General features: G+C 69.6%; 18 protein-coding genes and 3 tRNA genes. 11 read left to right on the top strand and 10 right to left on the bottom strand.

The features are described from left to right. Positions 1-16 precede the first annotated feature (16 nt). The 5 genes from ACZ5TL_RS00300 to ACZ5TL_RS00280 form a co-directional block, all read right to left on the bottom strand. Positions 17-832 (bottom strand): ABC transporter permease, encoded by an 816-nt coding sequence (locus tag ACZ5TL_RS00300; RefSeq protein WP_468586110.1) that lies wholly within the window; start codon positions 830-832, stop codon positions 17-19. Further along, positions 829-1800 (bottom strand): ABC transporter ATP-binding protein, encoded by a 972-nt coding sequence (locus ACZ5TL_RS00295; protein WP_468586108.1) that lies wholly within the window; start codon positions 1798-1800, stop codon positions 829-831. Before ACZ5TL_RS00295 ends, ACZ5TL_RS00300 begins: the two co-directional genes overlap by 4 nt. Positions 1801-1933: 133 nt before the next feature. Then, positions 1934-2006 (bottom strand) — tRNA-Gly (locus ACZ5TL_RS00290). A gap of 118 nt (positions 2007-2124) precedes the next feature. Then, positions 2125-2196, bottom strand: a tRNA-Gly gene (locus tag ACZ5TL_RS00285). Between the two features lie 133 nt (positions 2197-2329). Beyond that, positions 2330-2647, bottom strand: coding sequence for a histone-like nucleoid-structuring protein Lsr2 (locus tag ACZ5TL_RS00280; RefSeq protein ID WP_468586106.1), 318 nt, complete (start codon positions 2645-2647; stop codon positions 2330-2332). A gap of 322 nt (positions 2648-2969) precedes the next feature. Between ACZ5TL_RS00280 and purS the strand changes: the two genes are divergently transcribed. The 9 genes from purS (at position 2970) to purM (ending at position 12138) form a co-directional block, all read left to right on the top strand. Next, on the top strand, positions 2970-3233 hold the full coding sequence (gene purS, locus ACZ5TL_RS00275) for a phosphoribosylformylglycinamidine synthase subunit PurS (protein ID WP_030251612.1): 264 nt from the start codon (positions 2970-2972) through the stop codon (positions 3231-3233). Further along, positions 3230-3910: a phosphoribosylformylglycinamidine synthase subunit PurQ gene (gene purQ / locus ACZ5TL_RS00270; RefSeq protein ID WP_468586103.1), complete on the top strand. Its 681-nt coding sequence runs from the start codon at positions 3230-3232 to the stop codon at positions 3908-3910. Before purS ends, purQ begins: the two co-directional genes overlap by 4 nt. Then, positions 3907-6165 carry a phosphoribosylformylglycinamidine synthase subunit PurL gene (purL, locus tag ACZ5TL_RS00265; protein WP_468586101.1) on the top strand — a complete coding sequence of 753 codons (2259 nt, stop codon included), beginning with the start codon at positions 3907-3909 and terminating at the stop codon, positions 6163-6165. The genes purQ and purL overlap by 4 nt, the downstream gene beginning before the upstream one ends. A 113-nt stretch (positions 6166-6278) precedes the next feature. Further along, on the top strand, positions 6279-6779 hold the full coding sequence (locus ACZ5TL_RS00260) for an ArsR/SmtB family transcription factor (RefSeq protein WP_468586099.1): 501 nt from the start codon (positions 6279-6281) through the stop codon (positions 6777-6779). Between the two features lie 25 nt (positions 6780-6804). Continuing rightward, positions 6805-7638 (top strand): M23 family metallopeptidase, encoded by an 834-nt coding sequence (locus ACZ5TL_RS00255; RefSeq protein ID WP_468586097.1) that lies wholly within the window; start codon positions 6805-6807, stop codon positions 7636-7638. Between the two features lie 175 nt (positions 7639-7813). Continuing rightward, positions 7814-8611: a maleylpyruvate isomerase family mycothiol-dependent enzyme gene (locus tag ACZ5TL_RS00250; RefSeq protein ID WP_468586095.1), complete on the top strand. Its 798-nt coding sequence runs from the start codon at positions 7814-7816 to the stop codon at positions 8609-8611. Positions 8612-8648: 37 nt separating this feature from the next. Continuing rightward, positions 8649-9422 (top strand): META domain-containing protein, encoded by a 774-nt coding sequence (locus ACZ5TL_RS00245; protein ID WP_468586093.1) that lies wholly within the window; start codon positions 8649-8651, stop codon positions 9420-9422. 63 nt (positions 9423-9485) lie between these two features. Beyond that, positions 9486-11015 carry an amidophosphoribosyltransferase gene (gene purF / locus ACZ5TL_RS00240; protein WP_468586091.1) on the top strand — a complete coding sequence of 510 codons (1530 nt, stop codon included), beginning with the start codon at positions 9486-9488 and terminating at the stop codon, positions 11013-11015. A gap of 43 nt (positions 11016-11058) precedes the next feature. Continuing rightward, the gene (gene purM / locus ACZ5TL_RS00235) at positions 11059-12138 is read left to right on the top strand and encodes a phosphoribosylformylglycinamidine cyclo-ligase (protein WP_468586089.1); all 1080 of its coding nucleotides are present in this window, start codon (positions 11059-11061) and stop codon (positions 12136-12138) included. A gap of 83 nt (positions 12139-12221) precedes the next feature. Here the strand turns inward: purM and ACZ5TL_RS00230 are convergent, their stop codons facing one another. Together ACZ5TL_RS00230 and ACZ5TL_RS00225 are read right to left on the bottom strand one after the other, a co-directional pair. Beyond that, positions 12222-12470 carry a DUF3073 domain-containing protein gene (locus ACZ5TL_RS00230; RefSeq protein ID WP_283974199.1) on the bottom strand — a complete coding sequence of 83 codons (249 nt, stop codon included), beginning with the start codon at positions 12468-12470 and terminating at the stop codon, positions 12222-12224. Positions 12471-12778: 308 nt separating this feature from the next. After that, complete coding sequence (locus ACZ5TL_RS00225; protein WP_468586087.1) at positions 12779-13885, bottom strand: Leu/Phe/Val dehydrogenase; 1107 nt, start codon at positions 13883-13885, stop codon at positions 12779-12781. Between the two features lie 252 nt (positions 13886-14137). On the opposite strand from ACZ5TL_RS00225, the gene ACZ5TL_RS00220 reads away from it, so the two are divergent. After that, on the top strand, positions 14138-14983 hold the full coding sequence (locus tag ACZ5TL_RS00220; protein ID WP_468586085.1) for a DUF8083 family protein: 846 nt from the start codon (positions 14138-14140) through the stop codon (positions 14981-14983). A 598-nt stretch (positions 14984-15581) separates the two neighbouring features. Continuing rightward, positions 15582-15788 (top strand): developmental transcriptional regulator BldC, encoded by a 207-nt coding sequence (bldC, locus tag ACZ5TL_RS00215; protein WP_003949541.1) that lies wholly within the window; start codon positions 15582-15584, stop codon positions 15786-15788. Positions 15789-16249: 461 nt separating this feature from the next. On the opposite strand, the gene ACZ5TL_RS00210 is transcribed toward bldC, so the two are convergent. From ACZ5TL_RS00210 to hrpA, 3 genes are all read right to left on the bottom strand, one after another. Beyond that, a complete protein-coding gene (locus ACZ5TL_RS00210) occupies positions 16250-16459 on the bottom strand; it encodes a DUF6274 family protein (RefSeq protein WP_468586083.1) in 210 nt (69 codons plus the stop codon). Between the two features lie 244 nt (positions 16460-16703). Beyond that, positions 16704-16778 (bottom strand) — tRNA-Asp (locus ACZ5TL_RS00205). Between the two features lie 93 nt (positions 16779-16871). Next, on the bottom strand, positions 16872-20840 hold the full coding sequence (gene hrpA / locus ACZ5TL_RS00200; protein WP_468586081.1) for an ATP-dependent RNA helicase HrpA: 3969 nt from the start codon (positions 20838-20840) through the stop codon (positions 16872-16874). Positions 20841-20921 lie beyond the last annotated feature (81 nt).

Below are 20921 nucleotides of genomic sequence, written 5' to 3'. Positions count from 1 at the left end.
GTCACTCCCCCTTCGGTCAGTGCCGTGGCTCCCAGCGGAACCACCGCCGTACAGCAAACACCCCGATGAGGATCCAGGCCACGGCGGTCGCGCCGGCGCCCAGCGCCTCGTACGCGGAGAGGGACCCGGTCCAGCCGCCGCGCACCAGCGTCACGACGGGCGTCAGCGGTAGCAGCTCGCAGACGGAGGCCACCCGGTCCGGCATCAGCTCCAGCGGCCAGAACATGCCGGAGCCGATCATCGAGATCATCAGCAGCGGCATGGGGGTGACCTGGGCGCTCTCACCGGTCCGGGTGAAACTCGCGGTGGCCGCGGCGAGGGCGGCGCACATCACGAGCCCCAACAGCAGGCCGAGCACGACCAGGTGGGGTGCCGACGGCGCGGACAGGTCCAGCAGCGCGGCGCAGCCCACGGCCAGCAGCACGCACTGCACGAGCCCGGTGAGGACGGCCGGCAGCGCGGAGCCGGCCAGGATCTCGATGTCCCGGAGCTCACCGGTGCGCAGCCGCTTGAGCACGAGTTCCTCACGCCGGACGACGAACGCGCCGACGAGCACGGAGTAGACGGCGAACAGCAGGGAGAAGCCGATCGCGGCGGGCAGCACCAGAGTGCCGGTGCTCAGCCCCGCCTCGGCGAGGTCCATCTCCTCGGCCGCCGACCGCACGCTGACCGGCAGGATCAGCGGCACGAACAGCGCGGCGAAGAGCGCGCCCCGGGTCCGCCCGAGCAGGGTCACTTCGGCACGGGCGAGAGCCGTCATCCGGCTCAGCGGAGTCGTGATCGCCCCCTTCGCCGCCGGGGCCGGGCCGGGCGTCGTGCGGGTGGCGCTCATGCCGCGTACTCCTTCGTCGTCCTCTTGCCGGCCTGTTCCGCGGAGGCGTTCCTGGCGATGCCGAGGAACGCCTCCTCCAGGGAGGCCGACCGGACGTCCAGGCGGCCGAGCTCCACCCGGGCCCGCGCGGCCCACATCAGCAGCCCGGTGGCGGTCCGCTGCAGTTCGTGGGTGCGGAGCCGGACGATCCGGCCGTCGGTCTCGTGCCCGGTCACGCCCAGCTCGCCGAGCGGCGGGAGATCGCCCGCGAAGTAGCCCTCGGGCAGTTCGAAGGAGATCCGCGAGGGCTCCGCCGCGGTCACCTCGGCCGGGGTCCCGGTGGTGGCGATGCGCCCCTCGTGCATGATCGCCAGCCGGTCGGCGAGGTTCTCGGCCTCCTCCAGGTAGTGCGTGGTCAGCAGCACCGTCGTACCGCCGTCGCGCAGCGCGCTCACCAACTCCCAGGTGTCCCGGCGGCCTTCGGCGTCCAGCCCGGTGGTCGGCTCGTCCAGGAAGAGCACCTCGGGGTCGCCGAGCAGCGCGAGCGCCAGGTCCAGCCGGCGCCGCTGGCCGCCGGACAGCTGCTTGACCCGGGTGCCGGCCTTCGACTCCAGGCCGACCAGCGCCAGCACCTCCGCGGGCGGCCGGGCTCCGCTCACGCAGCCCGCCCACATCCGCGCGGTCTCGGTGACGGTCAGCTCGGACGGGAAGCCGCCCTCCTGGAGCATCACGCCGGTGCGGGGCCGGACGACGGCCCGTTCGGTGTACGGGTCGTGCCCGAGGACGCGCACCCGGCCACCGGCCGGAACGGCGAGTCCCTCGAGCAGTTCCACGGTCGACGTCTTGCCCGCGCCATTGGTGCCGAGCAGGGCGAAGATCTCGCCGCGCCGCACGGAAAAGCTGATTCCGGCTACCGCCTCGAACCCGCCCCCGTACACACGCCGCAGGTCAGTGACCTCGATCACGTGCTCGTGTCCGTTGGTTTCCATGCCTTCAGCGTTCCGCCCGGACCGCGTCGGCAGCAGTGCGCGCTGTCATCACTCGGCATGACAAATGTCAGACGGATGGCCGCCGGACCACACGAAAAGACCCCGGTCCTGAAGGACCGGGGTCTCATTCCCGAGCGGACGACGAGGCTCGAACTCGCGACCTCAACCTTGGCAAGGTTGCGCTCTACCAACTGAGCTACGTCCGCATTGCTCCCGACCAGCTTTCACCGATCGGTGCGGGCACCAGCCTACCTGATCCTCCCCCAAGCTCTCGACAAGCTCGAGCAGGGGGTACCCCCATGAGTGGCCGGTACGGCGATGCAGAGCGGGTGACAGGAATCGCACACTGCGCCTTCCCCCTGGAAGGGGGATGTTCTACTACTGAACTACACCCGCGTGTTCCGTGAGCTGGGCCTTTCGGCCTCGCCCCTCGGCGTGCTCCAGACTCTAGCTGATCAGCCGGGGTGCTGCGCAAGTCGGTTGCCGCGAGGGGCGGGTGAGCGGCCGTCGGCCCGGGCCCGGCGGGCCGTCACCGGGCGGCGCTGAACGCCTCGTAGACCCTCTTGGGGATGCGCCCGCGCGCGGGAACCTCCATCTTGTTGGCCTGCGCCCACGCACGTACGGCCGACGGGTCGGGGGCGACCTCCGTCTGCCGGTACGCCTTGCCCGAGCGGGACCTCTTGCGGCCGGCCTCCACATAGGGCGCGAGCGCCTTCCGCAGTTCACCGGCGTTGACTTCGCTCAGGTCGATCTCGTACGACTTGCCGTCCAGTCCGAAGGCGATCGTTTCCGTCGCTTCCGAGCCGTCGATGTCGTCAAAGAGAGTGACCACGACCTTCTGCGCCACGAATATCGGTCCCTTCTTGCGGCACTTTGCCAATTCATTTGTACAGTGCCCGGCAATGCATGGTGAAGCCCGACTAAATCCTTTGACGTGCCCAAAATCAAGAGGGAGTGAAGCGACTTCTTTGGAAGGGTGAGGGTGGGAGACGGGTGGGCGCAATAGGTTTCGGGTGTCGATCCGGAATCTTTCCCGAAAAAATCGGGTGTGCGCCCCTCGATGCCGGATCGTGATGACGGTCACGTAGTTTCCTACAAGTCAACGCGCGTAGAAATTTTGGGCGGGTAGTCTGAAGGGACCTGCTCAGCACCACACACCGGGAGTGCCAGTGGCACGCGTCGTAGTCGACGTCATGCTCAAGCCGGAGATCCTCGACCCCCAGGGCCAGGCGGTGCAGCGCGCACTGCCGCGGCTGGGATTCGACGGGATCTCGGACGTCCGCCAGGGAAAGCGGTTCGAACTGGAAGTTGACGGGCCGGTCGACGAGGCCGCCCTCGCCCGCATTCACGATCTTGCGGAGTCCTTCCTCGCGAACACCGTGATCGAGGACTTCACCGTCCGCGTCGAGGAAGTCGCGGAGGCCGTGAAGTGACCGCTCGTTTTGGCGTCGTCACTTTTCCGGGCAGTCTGGACGACCGGGACACCCAGCGCGCGATCCGGGTCGCGGGGGCCGAGCCGGTCCCGCTGTGGCACAAGGACAAGGACCTCAAGCAGGTCGACGCCGTGGTGCTGTGCGGTGGTTTCTCCTACGGCGACTATCTGCGCGCCGGGGCCATCGCCCGTTTCTCGCCGGTGATGGAGCCCCTGCTGGAGCAGGCCAGGGCCGGTCTGCCGGTGCTCGGTATCTGCAACGGCTTCCAGATCCTCACCGAGGCCCACCTCCTGCCGGGCACGATGCTGCGCAACGACCACCTGCACTTCATCTGCCGTGACCAGAAGCTGCGGGTGGAGAACGCCGAAACCGCCTGGACCACCGACTACGCGGCCGGCCAGGAGATCCACATCCCGCTGAAGAACAACGACGGGCAGTACGTCGCCGACGCGTACACGCTCGACAAGCTGGAGGCCGAGGGCCGGGTGGCGTTCCGGTACGTCGACTTCAACCCCAACGGCTCCCAGCGGGACATCGCCGGTGTCACCAACGAGGCCGGCAACGTCGTAGGCCTGATGCCGCACCCCGAGCACGCCGTCGAGCCGCTGATCGGCACCGGCCGCACCGACGGCCTCCCGTTCTTCACCTCGATCCTCAAGAAGCTGGTCAACGCATGAGCCGGACGCCTCTGGACACGGTCGAGCACGCGGCCGCGACCCCCGACGTCGAGCTGCCCTGGGCCGAGCTGGGCCTGAAGAAGGACGAGTACGAGCGCGTGGTCGAGATCCTCGGCCGCCGGCCCACCGGTGCCGAGCTCGCCATGTACTCGGTGATGTGGTCCGAGCACTGCTCGTACAAGAGCAGCAAGGTGCACCTGCGCCAGTTCGGCGAGAAGGCACCGCAGAACGACGCCATGCTCGTCGGCATCGGCGAGAACGCCGGGGTCGTCGACGTCGGTCAGGGCTACGCGGTCACCTTCAAGGTCGAGTCGCACAACCACCCGTCGTACGTCGAGCCCTACCAGGGCGCGGCCACCGGTGTCGGTGGCATCGTCCGCGACATCATCGCCATGGGCGCCCGCCCGGTCGCGGTCGTCGACCCGCTGCGCTTCGGCGCCGCCGACCACCCCGACACCAAGCGCGTGCTGCCGGGTGTCGTCGCGGGCATCGGCGGCTACGGCAACTGCCTGGGCCTGCCCAACATCGGCGGCGAGGTCGTCTTCGACTCCTGCTACCAGGGCAACCCGCTGGTCAACGCCGGCTGCATCGGTGTGATGCGGCACGAGGACATCCACCTCGCCAAGGCGTCCGGCTCCGGCAACAAGGTCATCCTCTACGGGGCCCGGACCGGCGGCGACGGCATCGGCGGCGCCTCGATCCTGGCCTCCGAGACCTTCGACGACGCCAAGCCCTCGAAGCGCCCCGCCGTCCAGGTCGGCGACCCCTTCCAGGAGAAGCTCCTCATCGAGTGCACCCTGGAGGCCTTCCGGGAGAAGCTCGTCGTCGGCATCCAGGACCTCGGCGCGGCCGGCCTGTCCTGCGCCACCTCCGAGCTCGCCTCGAACGGCTCCGGCGGCATGCGCGTCACCCTGGACGACGTGCCCCTGCGCGACTCCACGCTCTCGCCCGAGGAGATCCTCATGAGCGAGTCGCAGGAGCGCATGTGCGCGGTCGTCGAGCCGGGGAAGGTCGACCGCTTCCTGGAGATCTGCGAGAAGTGGGACGTCATCGCCACCGTCATCGGTGAGGTGACCGACGGCGACCGCCTGGAGATCTACTGGCACGGCGGCAAGATCGTCGACGTCGACCCGCGCACGGTCGCCCACGAGGGCCCGGTCTACGAGCGCCCGTACGCCCGCCCCTCCTGGCAGGACACCCTCCAGGCGGACGACGCGAACAAGCTGCCGCGCCCGGCGACCTCCGAGGAGCTGAAGGACCAGGTCCTGAAGCTGGTCGCCTCCCCGAACCAGGCCTCCAAGTCCTGGATCACCTCGCAGTACGACCGTTTCGTGCAGGGCAACACCGTCCTCGCCCAGCCCGAGGACTCCGGCATGATCCGGATCGACGAGGCGACCGGCCTCGGCGTGGCTCTCGCCACGGACGGCAACGGCCGGTACGCCAAGCTGGACCCGTACGCGGGCGCGCAGCTGGCCCTGGCGGAGGCCTACCGCAATGTCGCCACCACCGGTGCCAAGCCGCTCGCCGTCTCCGACTGCCTGAACTTCGGTTCGCCCGAGGATCCGGCGGTGATGTGGCAGTTCGCGGAGGCCGTGCGCGGTCTCGCCGACGCCTGCCAGCAGCTCGGCACCCCGGTGACCGGCGGCAACGTCTCGCTCTACAACCAGACGGGCGAGGCCGCCATCCACCCGACCCCGGTCGTCGCGGTCCTGGGCGTCATCGACGACGTCGCCCGCCGCACCCCGGTCGCCTTCCAGGAGGAGGGCCAGCTGCTCTACCTCCTCGGCGACACCCGTGAGGAGTTCGGCGGCTCGGCCTGGTCCCAGGTCGTGCACGACCACCTCGGCGGTCTGCCGCCCTTGGTCGACCTGGAGCGCGAGCGGCTGCTCGCGGAGATCCTGATCTCCGCGTCCCGCGACGGCATGATCGACTCCGCGCACGACCTGTCCGACGGCGGTCTGATCCAGGCGGTCGTCGAGTCGGCGCTGCTCGGCGGCAAGGGCGCCCGCCTGATCGTCCCGGACGGTCTGGACGCCTTCACCTTCCTGTTCTCCGAGTCGGCGGGCCGCGCGGTCGTGGCCGTGCCGCGCTCGGAGGAGGTCCGCTTCAACGACATGTGCGGGGCGCGGGGCCTGCCCGTCACCCGTATCGGTGTCGTCGACGGTGCTGTCGTGGACGTCCAGGGAGAGTTCGCGCTCACCCTGTCCGAGCTGCGCGAGGCGCACGAGGGCACGATCCCGGCGCTGCTGAAGTAGGCGACCGCTCCGAAGCCCCCGTCCGGTCCGCCGGGCGGGGGCTTCGCCGTGTCCCGGCAGGTACGCGCCCACCGACTCTTGCACGAGATTACGTAGTTTCGTAATATCGGAGCGTGGAACTGGAACAACGCGTCGCCGCCCTCGAACAGCGCCTGGCGGCCCTGGAAGGCGCCCAGCGCACCGGCCCCCGCATCGACGGGAGTGACTTCTGGGCCCTGAACGGACTGAAGGAACAGTTGTCCGAGGCGGGGGCCGCCGACGGAGGCGTCCTCTACACCGGCTCCGTACGGCTGCCGACGGGCGAGGGGTACGCCTGGCAGATGGCCGCCCTCACGGAGGACCTGCTGGAGGGCGACTGGACGTCGGCCGCCGAGTCCTTCGCGGCGCTCGGCCACCCGGTCCGGCTCCGGCTGCTCCGCGAGATCCTCGGCGGCCGGCGCACCGCCGCCGAGCTCGCCGAGCTGGACGAGGTCGGCACGACCGGCCAGATCTACCACCACCTGCGCCAGCTCACCGGTACGGGCTGGCTGCACACGACCGGCCGGGGCCGCCACGAGGTGCCGCCGGGGCGGATCGTCCCGCTGCTGGTGGCGCTGGCGACCACCCGCCCGTAGAGGAACGACTGAACTGGGGGACAGAATGTCCGCACGCAAGCTCGGCATGGTGACCTACCGCGTTCTGTGGCTGGTCTTCTTCGGCCTGATAGCCGCCGACCTGGGTTTCGGCCTGTCAGTCGGCCCCTGGTGGTGGAACTTCGCACCGGTGGTCCTGGCGTACGCCGTCGTCCTCCTGACGAACCGGGGCGGCGGCGCGAACAGGCCTCGCGCGGCCCGTGAGCCCGTCGAGGTCGCCCCGCCCGTCACCGGCCGCTGGTCCGCGCTGAACAGTCCGGCCGACCGCACCCCCAGCCACGGCGTGCACAGCTACGGCCAGACGTTCGCCATCGACATCCTGGCCGAGCCCGAGCCGGGTGCTCGTCCGGCCTTCGGGTGGCTGTGGCCGCTCGCCCGCCGCCCTCAGGACTTCCCGGCCTACGGCGCCCCCATCCTGGCGGTCGCCGACGCCACCGTCGTACGAGTGCGAGGCCGGCAGCGCGACCACCTCAGCCGCACCTCCCTGCCGGGGCTGCTGTACCTGATGCTGATCGAGGGCTCGGTACGCGAGCTGTTCAGCGTCGACCGCATCCTCGGCAACCACCTGGTCCTCGACCTCGGCAACGGCACCCACGCCGCCTACGCCCACCTCCAGCGCGGCTCCCTCACCGTCCGCGCGGGCGACCGCGTCCGCGCCGGACAGGTGCTCGCCCGCTGCGGCAACTCCGGCAACTCCTCCGAGCCCCACCTCCACTTCCAGCTGATGGACGGCCCGGACCCGGACGCGGCCCGGGGCGTCCCCTTCATCTGGGACGGAATCGGTGTGCCCCGCAACGGGGAGATCTTCGAGGCACCCCCGGCAGCCGTCCGCCAGGCCTAGGGGGCTTCTAATGGATCTCCGCGGCGTCGCGACGCCCGGCACGCACTCTCGGCGCACCGGACAAAAGGCCTGGTAGCTCCGCTACAAGGCCTTCCGCCCGGCACGCCGAGAGCACGCACCGAACGCCGCTCCTTCTTCCACGGAGATCCATCAGAAGCCCCCTAGGCTTGCCCTCATGCCCCCGGCCAGGAAGCGCACCCGCAGTTACGACCCCGCCAAGATTCGCGCGGCCGTGCTCGCCCAGTTCGGGAACGTACGGGCCGCCGCCGCCGGTCTCACCCCCGGCCAGCTCGACCTGCCCACCCGGCTGGGCGACTGGACGGTCCGGGACCTGCTGGCGCACTGCGGGACAGCGCTCGGGGCGGTCTCCTGCCTGGCCTGCCTGCCGGAGCCGGCGCGGCAGGACGGCACGCTGCTCGACTGGCCCGCCGCGATCGCGGCCGACGCGCCGGACATCGCCGCGTACGCCCGTGACCTGGCCGAGCGCCACCCGAACCCAGCCGCCCACCTGGCCGCCGCCGAGGAGCGCTTCACCGCCGACCTCGCCGCACACCCCGGCACCCGCCTGCTCCCCACCAGCGCCGGCGCCCTGCCGCTGGCCGACTACCTGGTCACCCGCACCGTCGAACTCGTCGTCCACACCGACGACCTCAACGCCGCCGTCCCCGGCCTGGACATCCCCTACGACCGTCAGGCTCTGGCCGCCTGCACCCGGCTGCTGGCCGACGCGCTCGCCGCGAAGGCGCCCGGCGGCTCGACGGAGGTGAGGGTGCCGCCGTACGCGGTCGTGCAGTGCGTGGAGGGGCCGAGGCACACCCGGGGCACCCCACCCAACGTCGTCGAGACGGACCCGCTGACCTGGATCCGGCTGGCGACCGGGCGGCTGGCCTGGGCGCAGGCGCTCGAGGACGCCAAGGTCAGCGCCAGTGGGGAGCGGGCGGATCTGTCGGTCTACCTGCCCCTGATGAAATAAGGGGAACCGATTCCCCCGGGTCCCCCGTCGAAGTGGCATGGACAGGCAAAAGCAGCGCATGACCCTGACGTCCGCCGCCCTGCTCGTCCCGCTCATGGTGGCCTGTGGCAGTGAGAAGGCGGACAGCGGCAGCGGCTCGGTCGGTGCCGAGAGGCCGGTCACCGGTGTGCGGTGGAGCGTGGACAGCGTCACCGCGGACGGCGAGAAGCACAAGGCCCCGGCCGGCGCTCACGTGACCATCGACCAGGGCCGGGCCGAGGGCAGCTTCGGCTGCAACACGTTCAGCGCCGAGGCCACCGTCGACGGCGACCGCGTCCGGCTCAGCCGGACCATGTCCACCGAGATGGCCTGCGAGAACAAGCCCATGGAGTTCGAGGAGACCCTCGCCCGCGCGCTGTCCGACCAGGAGCTGAAGGCGAAGGTCGACGACGACCGCCTCAGCCTCACCACCGGCCGGGGTGACACCGTCCGCCTGACCAAGGCCGAGGAGGCCCCACTGACCGGCACCCAGTGGACCGTCACGACCCCGGAGACCGACGGCCGCGCCCACCTCACCTTCGACGCGAAGAAGGGCACCGTCTCCGGCAGCCTCGGCTGCAACAAGGTCAAGGCCGAGGCCACCGTCAACGACGGCTATATCACCCTCGGCCAGCCGGCGACGACCCGAATGATGTGCGAAGACTCACTCATGGCCGCCGAGAAGACCCTGCTGCGGCTTTTCGACGGGAAGCCGAAGTACCGTGTCGATCACCAAACTCTGACGCTGACCAGCGAAAACGGCACGCATGTGCGCGCTGTCGCCGAGCGGTGATCCACCGGAAAGTCCGGTATCCCCAATTCGGACCAGTGGACGACCTCGCCTACACTCGGTGGCGTGCCACGTGGTGACGGACGACTCAACCACGACCTGCTCCCCGGTGAGAAGGGCCCCCAGGACGCTTGCGGCGTCTTCGGTGTCTGGGCTCCGGGCGAAGAGGTCGCCAAGCTCACGTACTTCGGGCTCTACGCCCTCCAGCATCGAGGCCAGGAATCCGCGGGAATCGCGGTCAGCAACGGCTCCCAGATCCTCGTCTTCAAGGACATGGGCCTGGTCTCCCAGGTCTTCGACGAGACCTCTCTCGGTTCGCTCCAGGGTCACATCGCGGTCGGACACGCCCGCTACTCGACCACCGGCGCCTCCGTGTGGGAGAACGCCCAGCCGACGTTCCGCGCCACCGGGCACGGATCCATCGCGCTCGGCCACAACGGCAACCTCGTCAACACCGCCCAGCTCGCCGAGATGGTCGCCGACCTGCCCAAGCAGGAGGGCGGCCGCACCCCGCGCGTCGCGGCGACCAACGACACCGACCTGCTCACCGCGCTCCTCGCGGCCCAGACGGACGAGGACGGCAAGCCGCTGACCATCGAGGAGGCCGCCCACAGCGTCCTCCCGCAGGTCAAGGGCGCCTTCTCCCTGGTCTTCATGGACGAGCACACCCTGTACGCGGCCCGCGACCCGCAGGGCATCCGCCCGCTGGTCCTCGGCCGGCTGGAGCGCGGCTGGGTCGTCGCCTCCGAGTCCGCCGCCCTCGACATCTGCGGCGCCGCCTACGTCCGCGAGATCGAGCCGGGCGAGTTCGTCGCCATCGACGAGAACGGCCTGCGCACCTCCCGATTCGCGGAAGCGAAGCCCAAGGGGTGCGTCTTCGAGTACGTGTACCTGGCCCGCCCGGACACCGACATCGCCGGCCGGAACGTGTACCTCTCCCGCGTGGAGATGGGCCGCAAGCTCGCGAAGGAAGCCCCGGTCGAGGCCGACCTGGTCATAGCGACCCCGGAGTCCGGCACCCCCGCCGCCATCGGCTACGCGGAGGCCTCCGGCATCCCCTTCGGCGCGGGCCTGGTCAAGAACGCCTACGTCGGACGTACGTTCATCCAGCCCTCGCAGACCATCCGCCAGCTGGGCATCCGCCTGAAGCTGAACCCGCTGAAGGAAGTCATCAAGGGCAAGCGCCTGGTCGTCGTCGACGACTCGATCGTGCGCGGCAACACCCAGCGGGCCCTGGTCCGCATGCTCCGCGAAGCGGGCGCGGCCGAGGTCCACATCCGGATCTCCTCGCCGCCCGTGAAGTGGCCCTGCTTCTTCGGCATCGACTTCGCCACCCGCGCCGAGCTCATCGCCAACGGTATGACGATCGACGAGATCGGCACCTCCCTGGGCGCCGACTCCCTGGCCTACATCTCCATCGACGGCATGATCGAGGCGACCACCATCGCCAAGCCGAATCTGTGCCGTGCCTGTTTCGACGGCGAGTACCCGATGGACCTCCCCGACCCCGAGCTGCTCGGAAAGCAGCTGCTGGAGACGGAGCTGGCCGCCGGCCCGGCCGCCACGGCCGCCACCGACGCGATCCGCCGCCCGTAGCGGTCCGTCACACCCGCCGTACGACACGAAGGTTCTCTTAGCCATGTCCGAGAAAGCCATTGCCGAGGGCGGCGCCAGCTACGCAGCCGCGGGCGTCGACATCGAAGCCGGCGACCGCGCCGTCGAACTGATGAAGGAGTGGGTGAAGAAGGCCCAGCGCCCCGAGGTCCTCGGTGGCCTCGGCGGTTTCGCCGGCCTCTTCGACGCCTCCGCCCTGAAGAACTACGAGCGCCCCCTGCTCGCCTCCGCCACGGACGGAGTCGGTACCAAGGTCGACCTCGCCCGCCGGCTCGGGATCTACGACACGATCGGCCACGACCTGGTCGCCATGGTCATGGACGACATCGTGGTGTGCGGCGCCGAGCCGCTGTTCATGACCGACTACATCTGCGTCGGCAAGGTCCACCCCGAGCGCGTCGCCGCCATCGTCAAGGGCATCGCCGAGGGCTGCGTCCTGGCCGGCTGCGCCCTGGTCGGCGGCGAGACGGCCGAGCACCCGGGCCTGCTGGGCGAGGACGACTTCGACGTCGCCGGCGCCGGTACGGGCGTGGTGGAAGCCGACCGGCTGCTCGGCGCGGAGCGTATCCGTACGGGTGACGCGGTGATCGCCATGGCGTCCTCCGGTCTTCACTCGAACGGGTACTCCCTCGTCCGGCACGTCCTGCTGGACCAGGCCGGCCTCCCGCTCGACGCGCACATCGAGGAGCTCGGCCGCACCCTCGGCGAGGAGCTGCTGGAGCCGACGAAGATCTACTCGCTGGACTGCCTGGCCCTGATGCGCACCACCGAGGTGCACGCCTTCAGCCACGTCACCGGCGGCGGACTCGCGGCCAACCTCGCCCGGGTCGTCCCCGACGAGCTGCACGCGATCGTCGACCGCTCCACCTGGGCCCCGGGCCCGGTCTTCGACCTCGTGGGCCGCACGGGCAGCGTCGAGCGCCTGGAGCTCGAGAAGACCCTGAACATGGGCGTCGGCATGATCGCCGTCGTCCCCCAGGAGTCGGCCGATGTGGCCCTGGTGACCCTCGCCGACCGTGGCGTGGACGCCTGGGTGGCAGGCGAGATCACGGACCGGGGCGAGCACACCACCGGTGCCGCCCTGATCGGTGACTACGCGAGCTGAGACACGGGGGCCGAAACCCTGCGCGCAGCACAGAACCCGGTCGGTGACCGAAGTCACCGACCGGGCGAGTGCTCAGTGCAGGGTCAAGCGCCGCGACGATGCTGCGAAGACTGGCCGTCCTCGTCGTCGTCGTCCTCATAGAGGTCGGCGTACCGTGCGTACAGGTCGTCGTCCTGATCATCGTCCTCGAACGGCTCGCCGTTAGGCGGCTGCGGATTCGAAGGCGATGCACCCAGCTCCTCGGCCAGGCGTGAGAGGTCAGTCCCACCGCTGTTGTACTTCAGCTGGCGGGCGACCTTCGTCTGCTTGGCCTTGGCCCGGCCGCGCCCCATGGCTCGACCCCCTCAACGACGGGGCTCGACGGCCCCAGAGTCTTGACACGCGTTCATGGTCCGGCACGGACTCTCCGCGGAGAGACCGGTCCGTAGGGCTTCCACGGTACCTGAGCCCGCGCCCATACGGTACGTCGCCCGCATGACGTGCCCGCGCCCAGGACCTTCGAGGCGCCCTGTCCTCGCTGGTCAACCGCGATTTTAACCACTTCTCGACGGTCGACCCGCCGGGAGAAGTGAGAGTTCTCTCTAACTGCCCACCGGCGGGTACCGGCCAAACGTACGAGGCACGTGCGATCGGCCGGGGGTCAGCCCGCCCGGCGCGCCATGGCCGCGTCGTGCATCCGCTGCTCGGCGATCCGGTCGGCCGCGGCAGCCGGCGGAATACCGTCTTCCTTCGCACGTGCGAATATGGTCAGCGTGGTGTCGAAGATCTTCGACGCCTTCGCCTTGCACCGCTCGAAGTCGAAGCCGTGCAGTTCGTCGGCGACCTGGATGACCCCGCCGGCGTTCACCACGTAGTCCGGCGCGTAGAGGATCCCTCGGTCGGCGAGGTCCTTCTCCACACCCGGGTGCGCGAGCTGGTTGTTGGCGGCGCCGCAGACCACCCTGGCGGTGAGCGCGGGCACCGTGTCGTCGTTCATGGCCCCGCCGAGCGCGCACGGGGCGTAGAGGTCGAGGCCCTCGACGCGGATCAGGGTCGCGGTGTCCGCGACGGCCGTCACGGCCGCCGGGTGCGCCGCGAGGATCCGCCCCACGGCCTCCTCACGCACGTCCGTGACGACGACCTCGGCGCCCTCCTTCACGAGGTGCTCCACGAGGTGGTGGCCGACCTTGCCGACGCCGGCGACGCCGACGCGCTTCCCGCGCAGCGAGGGGTCGCCCCACAGGTGCTGCGCGGAGGCCCGCATGCCCTGGTAGACGCCGTAGGCGGTGAGGACGGAGGAGTCGCCGGCGCCGCCGTTCTCCGGCGAGCGGCCGGTCGTCCAGCGGCACTCGCGGGCCACGACGTCCATGTCGGCGACGTACGTGCCGACGTCGCAGGCGGTGACGTACCGGCCGCCGAGGGAGGCCACGAAGCGGCCGTAGGCGAGCAGCAGCTCCTCGCTCTTGATCCGCTCCGGGTCGCCGATGATCACGGCCTTGCCGCCACCGTGGTCGAGACCGGCCATGGCGTTCTTGTACGACATCCCCCGGGCGAGGTTCAGCGCGTCGGCGACGGCCGCGGCCTCGTTCGCGTACGGGTAGAAGCGCGTGCCGCCGAGCGCGGGGCCCAGGGCGGTGGAGTGGAGGGCGATGACGGCCTTGAGGCCGCTCGCGCGGTCCTGGCAGAGCACGACTTGCTCATGTCCCCCCTGGTCCGAGTGGAACAGGGTGTGCAGTACATCAGCAGGTGCGCCGGTTACGTCGGTCACTGTGGTGACTCCTGAGTAAGTTGCGGCGGGTGGAGACCAGCGCCCGTGGGGGTCCCCCCGCGCTTTTGGCTGTGGGGGAGGAAGGCGGGGCTGTTGAGCATGAGATTAGAGCCTGGCGGCTCCGCCGGCCGCACCGTGCTCAGGATCACCTCCGTCCGGAGTACACCCGTGCGACGATTTGCATAGATTTCCCGCGCGATCGTGAGTGGGTTCCGCAGGTTTTCACGGCGGTGAGCGGGGGAGGGAGCAGGCGTGCCCAAGGTGACCTCGGTGATCGTCCCCTACGCGGCCTATCTGCGCGTGTACGAACCGCTGGCCGCCTTCCCCGAGCCGGAGCGCAGCCACTGGGACCGTTACGCACGCCGTACGGACCGCCCCTCCTACCAGGACGAACTCCGCCGGGCCCTGGCGGACTTGGCGCCCACCCCGCCGGTCCCGGTGCCGGTGCACGAGAGCGGGGACGCCTTCGTGCTCGACGTCGACGGCGTCGTCTGCGTCTGTCCCTGGCGCACCCGGCTGCGCGGCTGGCAGGCCCTGGACGAGCTCTCCGAGGAGCTCCCGCCCCCGGTCCTGGACGCGGTCCTGCCGCCCGTCCTGCGGCGCCAGGCGGCCCAGGACTACGAGCGCTGGCTGGCGGACCACCCGGACGCCCGGCCGTGGATCCGTACGGCGACCTGGCAGGTGCCGATCAACTGGTTCGTGCTGGTCTCCGACGAGGAGCGCGAGTACGACAAGGGCGCCGCGGCCGACAGCACGCCCGTGCTGCGCTACCGCACCCCCATGGTCCAGGCCCGGCGGCGCGTGGCCCGGGGCCTGCGGGCTCTGAAGGAGGCCATGGACGAGGGGCCGCTGATCGACGGCCTGCTCGACGTCGGCCGCTGGCTGGAGGAGTTCCACCCTCGCTCGCTGGTCGAGCTGGACTACGGCGGCCTGGTGCACGCCGTACCGGCCGGGGCGCTGGAGGACGACCACTCGGCGGCGGACGTGGCCGAGGGCATCGCCGCGCTGCGCCGGGGCGACGGCACGGCTGCCGGGGAGGCCTATGCCCGGCTCGTGGAGCGCTGGCGTTCCGTGCGGGATCTGCGGTCCGCGAACTGACCCCTGACCTTGAGGTGCGTACGGACCGCTCGCGATCGGTCACGAACTGACGTTTGACGAACCGCCCGATTTGGGGTTTCGTCCTCGCACTGAGTTCCTGAAGCGGACTGTGCGTTTCCTGAGGCTTCGTCAACAAGGGACGTAGAACCCGATCCGGGCAGACCTCTCAAGTAGGCCAAGCGTGACGGAGTACACGTACGTGGCCCTTGCGCCCCTTGCCCCCCCTCATGCCAAAATAGGACAAGGAGTCCGGGGAGGACTCCTTCCGTCCCTAGTGCTGCACTATGGGCGGAATCTCAGCATTGCACGCTTTGGGGGGTCTGATGACTTCCTGATCACCCTGTGACTGATCGTCACAGCGGTGTGACTGTCCGCTATGGCATGGTCCATCGGCTTCCGTCGCTGATGAACACCTGGAGGGGCAATTCCATCGGTTTGGCCGACGCGGCTGGACAGATGGTGTAGTTGTAGTGCCGAGGACAAGCCGTTCGTCCTATAACCGACTCGACTCGCGTCCGCCATTTCGGGCAACGCGGGTCAAGGTGCAGAATTTAGAGGAAAGAACCGAGAAGGTTCGGTTCTCCCGAGGAGGCCGCTCATGACCGCTCGCACCCCTGATGCCGAGCCGCTGCTGACCCCGGCTGAGGTCGCCACCATGTTCCGCGTCGACCCCAAGACGGTCACGCGGTGGGCGAAGGCCGGCAAGCTCACGTCGATCCGCACGCTCGGCGGGCATCGGCGCTACCGCGAGGCTGAGGTCCGCGCACTGCTCGCGGGCATTCCGCAGCAGCGCAGCGAGGCCTGAACAACTGAATAACCGGGCAGAACGGCCCGTCCCCCACTGGCCGTGACATCCGGGACCACAGCTCCAAGCGACGCGGGTTCCTGCCCCAACAGGCCCCACGCCCAAGCCAGTCAGAGCTTTCCAGGCATATAACAGGGTGCGTCGTCGATCGCGCTGGACTCCGCCGGGTCCAGCGCGATCTTTTTGTGCGCCGCGCGCCCGGCCGGCGGCCTGCCTGTGAGCGGCCTTGTCGGAGTCTGGGGAGGGGTGTCGGATCCGCTGTGTGCGGGCCCCTGAGTGGGGTGCAATTGCACATATTAAATTGACCTGCTGTAGGCGGGCTTTAAGTACCGCACTGTCCAAGATTCATGCGGTGACACCCGTCACATACCAAGCGGCTTGTTAGCCCCGGCGCGGTTGCGGTAGTGGAACATGCGGCTCCACCATCCCACGCCAGGAAGGGCGTTGGGGCCGGCGGTGGATCATGCCGACGCCGGGCTCTCGCCCTCCTGGGCCGGAGCCGGAGCCGGAGCCGGAGCCGGGGTCCGGCCGGCGCGTGGAGCGGACTCCATCGCCAGCCGCAGCAGGTGATGGCATATCGGGCAGTGCCGGGTGAGATGCCGGTACGACGACGCGGCCGCCAGGTGCGCGCGGAGCAGGGCCCGCGTCTCGTGCCTAGCCGATGCCGCCATACGCCACCTCCCAGGGGCCGTACGGTGAGCGGCCCTGATTCTGAGGTACCGGCCGGATGTGGGGCCGTCAAGACGGCGTGGGGGAGCGCGGAGCGCTCGCGGTGGGCCGAGCGGGCATGCGGTGGCCGCCGAACCTGAATGGAACATGAAACCGGACACGAAACCGGACACGAAACCGGACGTGATTACCGGACATGAAAAAGGACCCGCGTCCCTTGCGGGATGCGGGCCCTTCATTCTGCTGCGGTCCTGACGGGATTTGAACCCGCGGCCTCCACCTTGACAGGGTGGCGAGCACTCCAAACTGCTCCACAGGACCAGGTTTCGCGGCGCCATTCGTGCGTTGCGCTGCGAGAAGAGACTGTACAGGAGGGGGAGCCCCTGGTCGAACTCACCCTGGGTGCACACGTCGTCACGGCACCGCCGCGTCGATCGCCTTCACGATCCGCTTGTCGGAGACGGGGTACGCCGTGCCCAGCGCGTGGGCGAAGTAGCTGACCCGGAGCTCCTCGATCATCCACCGGATGCCCAGGGCCGGTGACGGCAGCGGCCGGCCCTGCGGCATCTGCTCCAGCAGCCAGGCGTACTCGTCCTGCATCTCGTGGACCTTCTCCATACGCGTGGTGTCGCGCTGGACGTTGGCCGGCATCTGCTGCAGACGCCGGTCGGCCGCGACCAGGTAGCGCATCAGGTCAGGCATCCGGCGCACCCCCGCCTGCGTCACGAAGCCCGGCTTCACGAGGCCGTCCAGCTGCTTGCGTACGTCCTGGAGGTTCGGCAGCAGCGCGGGGCTGCGTACGGCCTTCAGACGGCGCTCACAGGCCTGCCAGGCGGCGAGGACCTGCTGCACCTGGCCCACCGTACGGACCGTGGTGTCGACGATCTCGGCACGCACCTTGTCGTACAGCTTCCGGTACGACTCCTCGTCCCACGCCGGCCCGCCGAAGTCCGCGATCAGCTTGTCGGCGGCGGCCATCGCGCAGTCGTCGAACAGCGCCTGGACGGAGCCGTGCGGATTCGCCGACAGCGCCAGCTTCTGCGCGTTCGTCAGACGATCGCTCGCGAATTTCGCCGGGTTCACCGGAATGTTGCGCAGGATCAGGCGGCGCGTGCCCTTCCACATGGCCTGCTGCTGCTCGGCCTCCGTGTCGAAGAGGCGCACGGAGACCGTGTCGCCGTCGTCGACCAGCGCCGGGTACGCCTTCACCGGCTGGCCGGCCCGCCGGGTCTCGAAGACACGCGTGAGCGTCCCGATCGTCCAGTCGGTGAGGCCCTTGCGCTCGAGGGCCTCACCGCCCTGCCGTTCGGCCGTCGCCGCCGCAGCCTGCGAGAGGGCCTTCCGCGCCTTCGGCTTCAGCTGGAGCTTCAGCGCCTCCAGATCCTTGTCCTCGGCCAGCTTGCGGCGGCGCTCGTCGACGATCCGGAACGTGATCTTGAGGTGGTCGGGGACCCTGGCCTCGTCGAAGTCGTCCGCCTCGAAGGGAACACCCACCATGAGGCGCAGCTCACGGGCCATGGTTGTCGTGAGGGGCTCCTGAAGGGGGACGGCCTTGTCCAGGAACGCCTTCGCGTAGTTCGGCGCGGGAACGTAGTTGCGGCGGATCGGCTTGGGCAGGGAGCGGATGAGCTCCGTGACGAGCTCCTCGCGCAGGCCCGGGATCTGCCAGTCGAAACCCTCGTCCGTGACCTGGTTGAGGACCTGCAGCGGGATGTGGACGGTCACGCCGTCGGCGTCCGCGCCCGGCTCGAACTGGTACGTCACACGGAACTTCAGGTTCCCCTGACGCCAGGAGTCCGGATAGTCGGCCTTGCTGACCTCGCCCGCCTTCTCGTTGATGAGCATCTCACGCTCGAAGTCGAGGAAGTCGGGCTGCTCGTGCCGTTTGTGCTTCCACCAGGAGTCGAAGTGCGCGCCCGAGACGACGTGTTCGGGGATCCGCTGGTCGTAGAAGTCGAACAGCGTCTCGTCGTCGACCAGGATGTCCCGGCGCCGGGCGCGGTGCTCCAGCTCCTCGACCTCGGTGAGGAGCCGGCGGTTGTCCGAGAAGAACTTGTGGTGGGTACGCCAGTCGCCCTCGACGAGCGCGTTCCGGATGAACAGCTCGCGGCTGGCCTCCGGGTCGATCCGCCCGTAGTTGACCTTCCGCTGCGCCACGATCGGCACGCCGTACAGCGTGACCTTCTCGTACGCCATCACCGCGGCCTGGTCCTTCTCCCAGTGCGGCTCGCTGTACGTGCGCTTGAGAAGGTGGGCGGCGAGGGGTTCGACCCACTCTGGCTCGATCCTGGCGTTGACGCGGGCCCACAGGCGGGACGTCTCGACGAGTTCGGCGGACATCACGAAGCGCGGGGGCTTCTTGAAGAGGGCCGAGCCGGGGAAGATCGCGAACTTGGCGTTGCGGGCGCCCAGATACTCGTTCTTCCCGCTGCTTCTCCCGCTCTCCCCGCCGGTGTCCTTCACGTCCTTCATGCCGATGTGGGAGAGCAGGCCCGCGAGGAGGGAGACGTGGATGCGGTCGGCCGGGGCGTCGTCCTCGTTGAGGTGGATGCCCATCTGCTTCGCGACCGTGCGCAACTGCGTGTAGATGTCCTGCCATTCGCGGATGCGAAGGAAGTTGAGGTACTCCTGCTTGCACATCCGGCGGAAGGAGGACGAGCCCCGCTCCTTCTGCTCCTCGCGGACATAGCGCCAGAGGTTGAGGTAGGCCAGGAAGTCGCTGGTCTCGTCCTTGAAGCGGGCATGCTGCTGGTCGGCCTGGGCCTGCTTGTCGGCGGGGCGTTCGCGCGGATCCTGGATGGACAGCGCGGCGGCTATGACCATGACCTCGCGCACGCAGCCGTTCCTGTCCGCCTCCAGGACCATCCGGGCCAGCCGCGGGTCGACGGGCAGCTGGGCGAGCTTGCGGCCGGTGTCCGTGAGCCGCTTGCGCGGGTCCTTCTGGGCCGGGTCGAGGGCACCCAGCTCCTGCAGGAGTTGCACCCCGTCGCGGATGTTGCGGTGGTCCGGCGGGTCGATGAAGGGGAACTTCTCGATGTCGCCGAGACCCGCCGCGGTCATCTGCAGGATGACGGAGGCGAGGTTCGTCCGGAGGATCTCCGCGTCGGTGAACTCCGGGCGGGCGTCGAAGTCGTCCTCGCTGTACAGGCGGATGCAGATGCCGTCCGAGGTACGGCCGCAGCGGCCCTTGCGCTGGTTGGCGCTGGCCTGCGAGACCGCCTCGATCGGGAGGCGCTGGACCTTCGTGCGGTGGCTGTAGCGGGAGATCCGGGCGAAGCCGGGATCGATGACGTACTTGATGCCGGGGACGGTCAGGGACGTCTCGGCGACGTTCGTGGCCAGAACGATCCTGCGGCCGGTGTGCGGCTGGAAGACGCGGTGCTGTTCGGCGTGCGACAGCCGGGCGTAGAGGGGCAGGATCTCGGTGAAGCGGTAGTTCTTCTTGGTGAGGGCGTCGGCCGTGTCCCGGATCTCCCGCTCGCCGGAGAGGAAGACGAGGATGTCGCCCTTGCCCTCCTTCTGGAGCTCCTCCACGGCGTCGGTGATCGCGGTGATCTGGTCCCGGTCGGCGTCGTCGCCGTCTTCTTCGAGGAGCGGCCGGTAGCGCACCTCCACGGGGTACGTACGGCCGCTGACCTCGATGATCGGGGCGTCACCGAAGTGCCGGGAGAAGCGCTCGGGGTCGATGGTGGCCGAGGTGATGACGACCTTGAGGTCGGGGCGCTTCGGCAGCAGCTGGGCGAGGTAGCCCAGCAGGAAGTCGATGTTGAGCGACCGCTCGTGGGCCTCGTCGATGATGATCGTGTCGTAGGCGCGCAGCTCGCGGTCGGTCTGGATCTCGGCGAGCAGGATGCCGTCCGTCATGAGCTTGACGAAGGTGGAGCCCGGGTCGACCTGGTCGGTGAAACGGACCTTCCAGCCGACGGTCTCGCCGAGCGGGGTGTCCAGCTCCTCCGCGACGCGCTCGGCGACCGTGCGGGCGGCGATCCTGCGCGGCTGGGTGTGCCCGATCATGCCGCGTACGCCACGGCCGAGCTCCATGCAGATCTTGGGGATCTGCGTCGTCTTGCCGGAGCCGGTCTCGCCGGCGACGATCACGACCTGGTGGTCCCGGATCGCCGCCGCGATGTCGTCCTTCTTCTGGCTGACCGGCAGCTGCTCGGGATACGTGATGTCCGGTGTGCGGGCGCGCCGCCCGGCCATCCGCTCCTCGCCCTTGGCGATCTCCGCCTCGATCTCGGCGAGCACGGCGGCCCGCGCCTCCGGCTTACGGATCTTGCGCGCACCTTCGAGCCTGCGCCCGAGCCGGTGCGCGTCGCGCAGCGACAGCTCGGTCAGGCGGGGGGCGAGGGCGCCGAGGGCGGGGGCGGGGTGCGTAGACATACGGGATCCAGGATCTCATCCCCGGGAAATTCGTGGCTAACGCTTTTGTCTCCGACGGTCCGGACGGGCGGCGCCCCTTCC

This window comes from Streptomyces sp. NPDC033136 (assembly GCF_055578235.1).
Note: the sequence above shows the minus strand (reverse complement) of the source record. Positions and strands in the feature narration are given on the sequence as shown.

What these genes read in the sequence shown, in the direction of transcription:
- ACZ5TL_RS00250 (WP_468586095.1), top strand. Translation starts at nt 7,814, where the DNA reads ATGCCCCCGGCCAGGAAGCGCACCCGCAGTTACGACCCCGCCAAGATT.
- ACZ5TL_RS00230 (WP_283974199.1), bottom strand. Translation starts at nt 12,470, where the DNA reads ATGGGGCGCGGCCGGGCCAAGGCCAAGCAGACGAAGGTCGCCCGCCAG.
- bldC (WP_003949541.1), top strand. Translation starts at nt 15,582, where the DNA reads ATGACCGCTCGCACCCCTGATGCCGAGCCGCTGCTGACCCCGGCTGAG.
- ACZ5TL_RS00255 (WP_468586097.1), top strand. Translation starts at nt 6,805, where the DNA reads ATGTCCGCACGCAAGCTCGGCATGGTGACCTACCGCGTTCTGTGGCTG.
- hrpA (WP_468586081.1), bottom strand. Translation starts at nt 20,840, where the DNA reads ATGTCTACGCACCCCGCCCCCGCCCTCGGCGCCCTCGCCCCCCGCCTG.
- ACZ5TL_RS00245 (WP_468586093.1), top strand. Translation starts at nt 8,649, where the DNA reads ATGGACAGGCAAAAGCAGCGCATGACCCTGACGTCCGCCGCCCTGCTC.
- ACZ5TL_RS00300 (WP_468586110.1), bottom strand. Translation starts at nt 832, where the DNA reads ATGAGCGCCACCCGCACGACGCCCGGCCCGGCCCCGGCGGCGAAGGGG.
- purM (WP_468586089.1), top strand. Translation starts at nt 11,059, where the DNA reads ATGTCCGAGAAAGCCATTGCCGAGGGCGGCGCCAGCTACGCAGCCGCG.
- ACZ5TL_RS00210 (WP_468586083.1), bottom strand. Translation starts at nt 16,459, where the DNA reads ATGGCGGCATCGGCTAGGCACGAGACGCGGGCCCTGCTCCGCGCGCAC.
- purL (WP_468586101.1), top strand. Translation starts at nt 3,907, where the DNA reads ATGAGCCGGACGCCTCTGGACACGGTCGAGCACGCGGCCGCGACCCCC.
- ACZ5TL_RS00295 (WP_468586108.1), bottom strand. Translation starts at nt 1,800, where the DNA reads ATGGAAACCAACGGACACGAGCACGTGATCGAGGTCACTGACCTGCGG.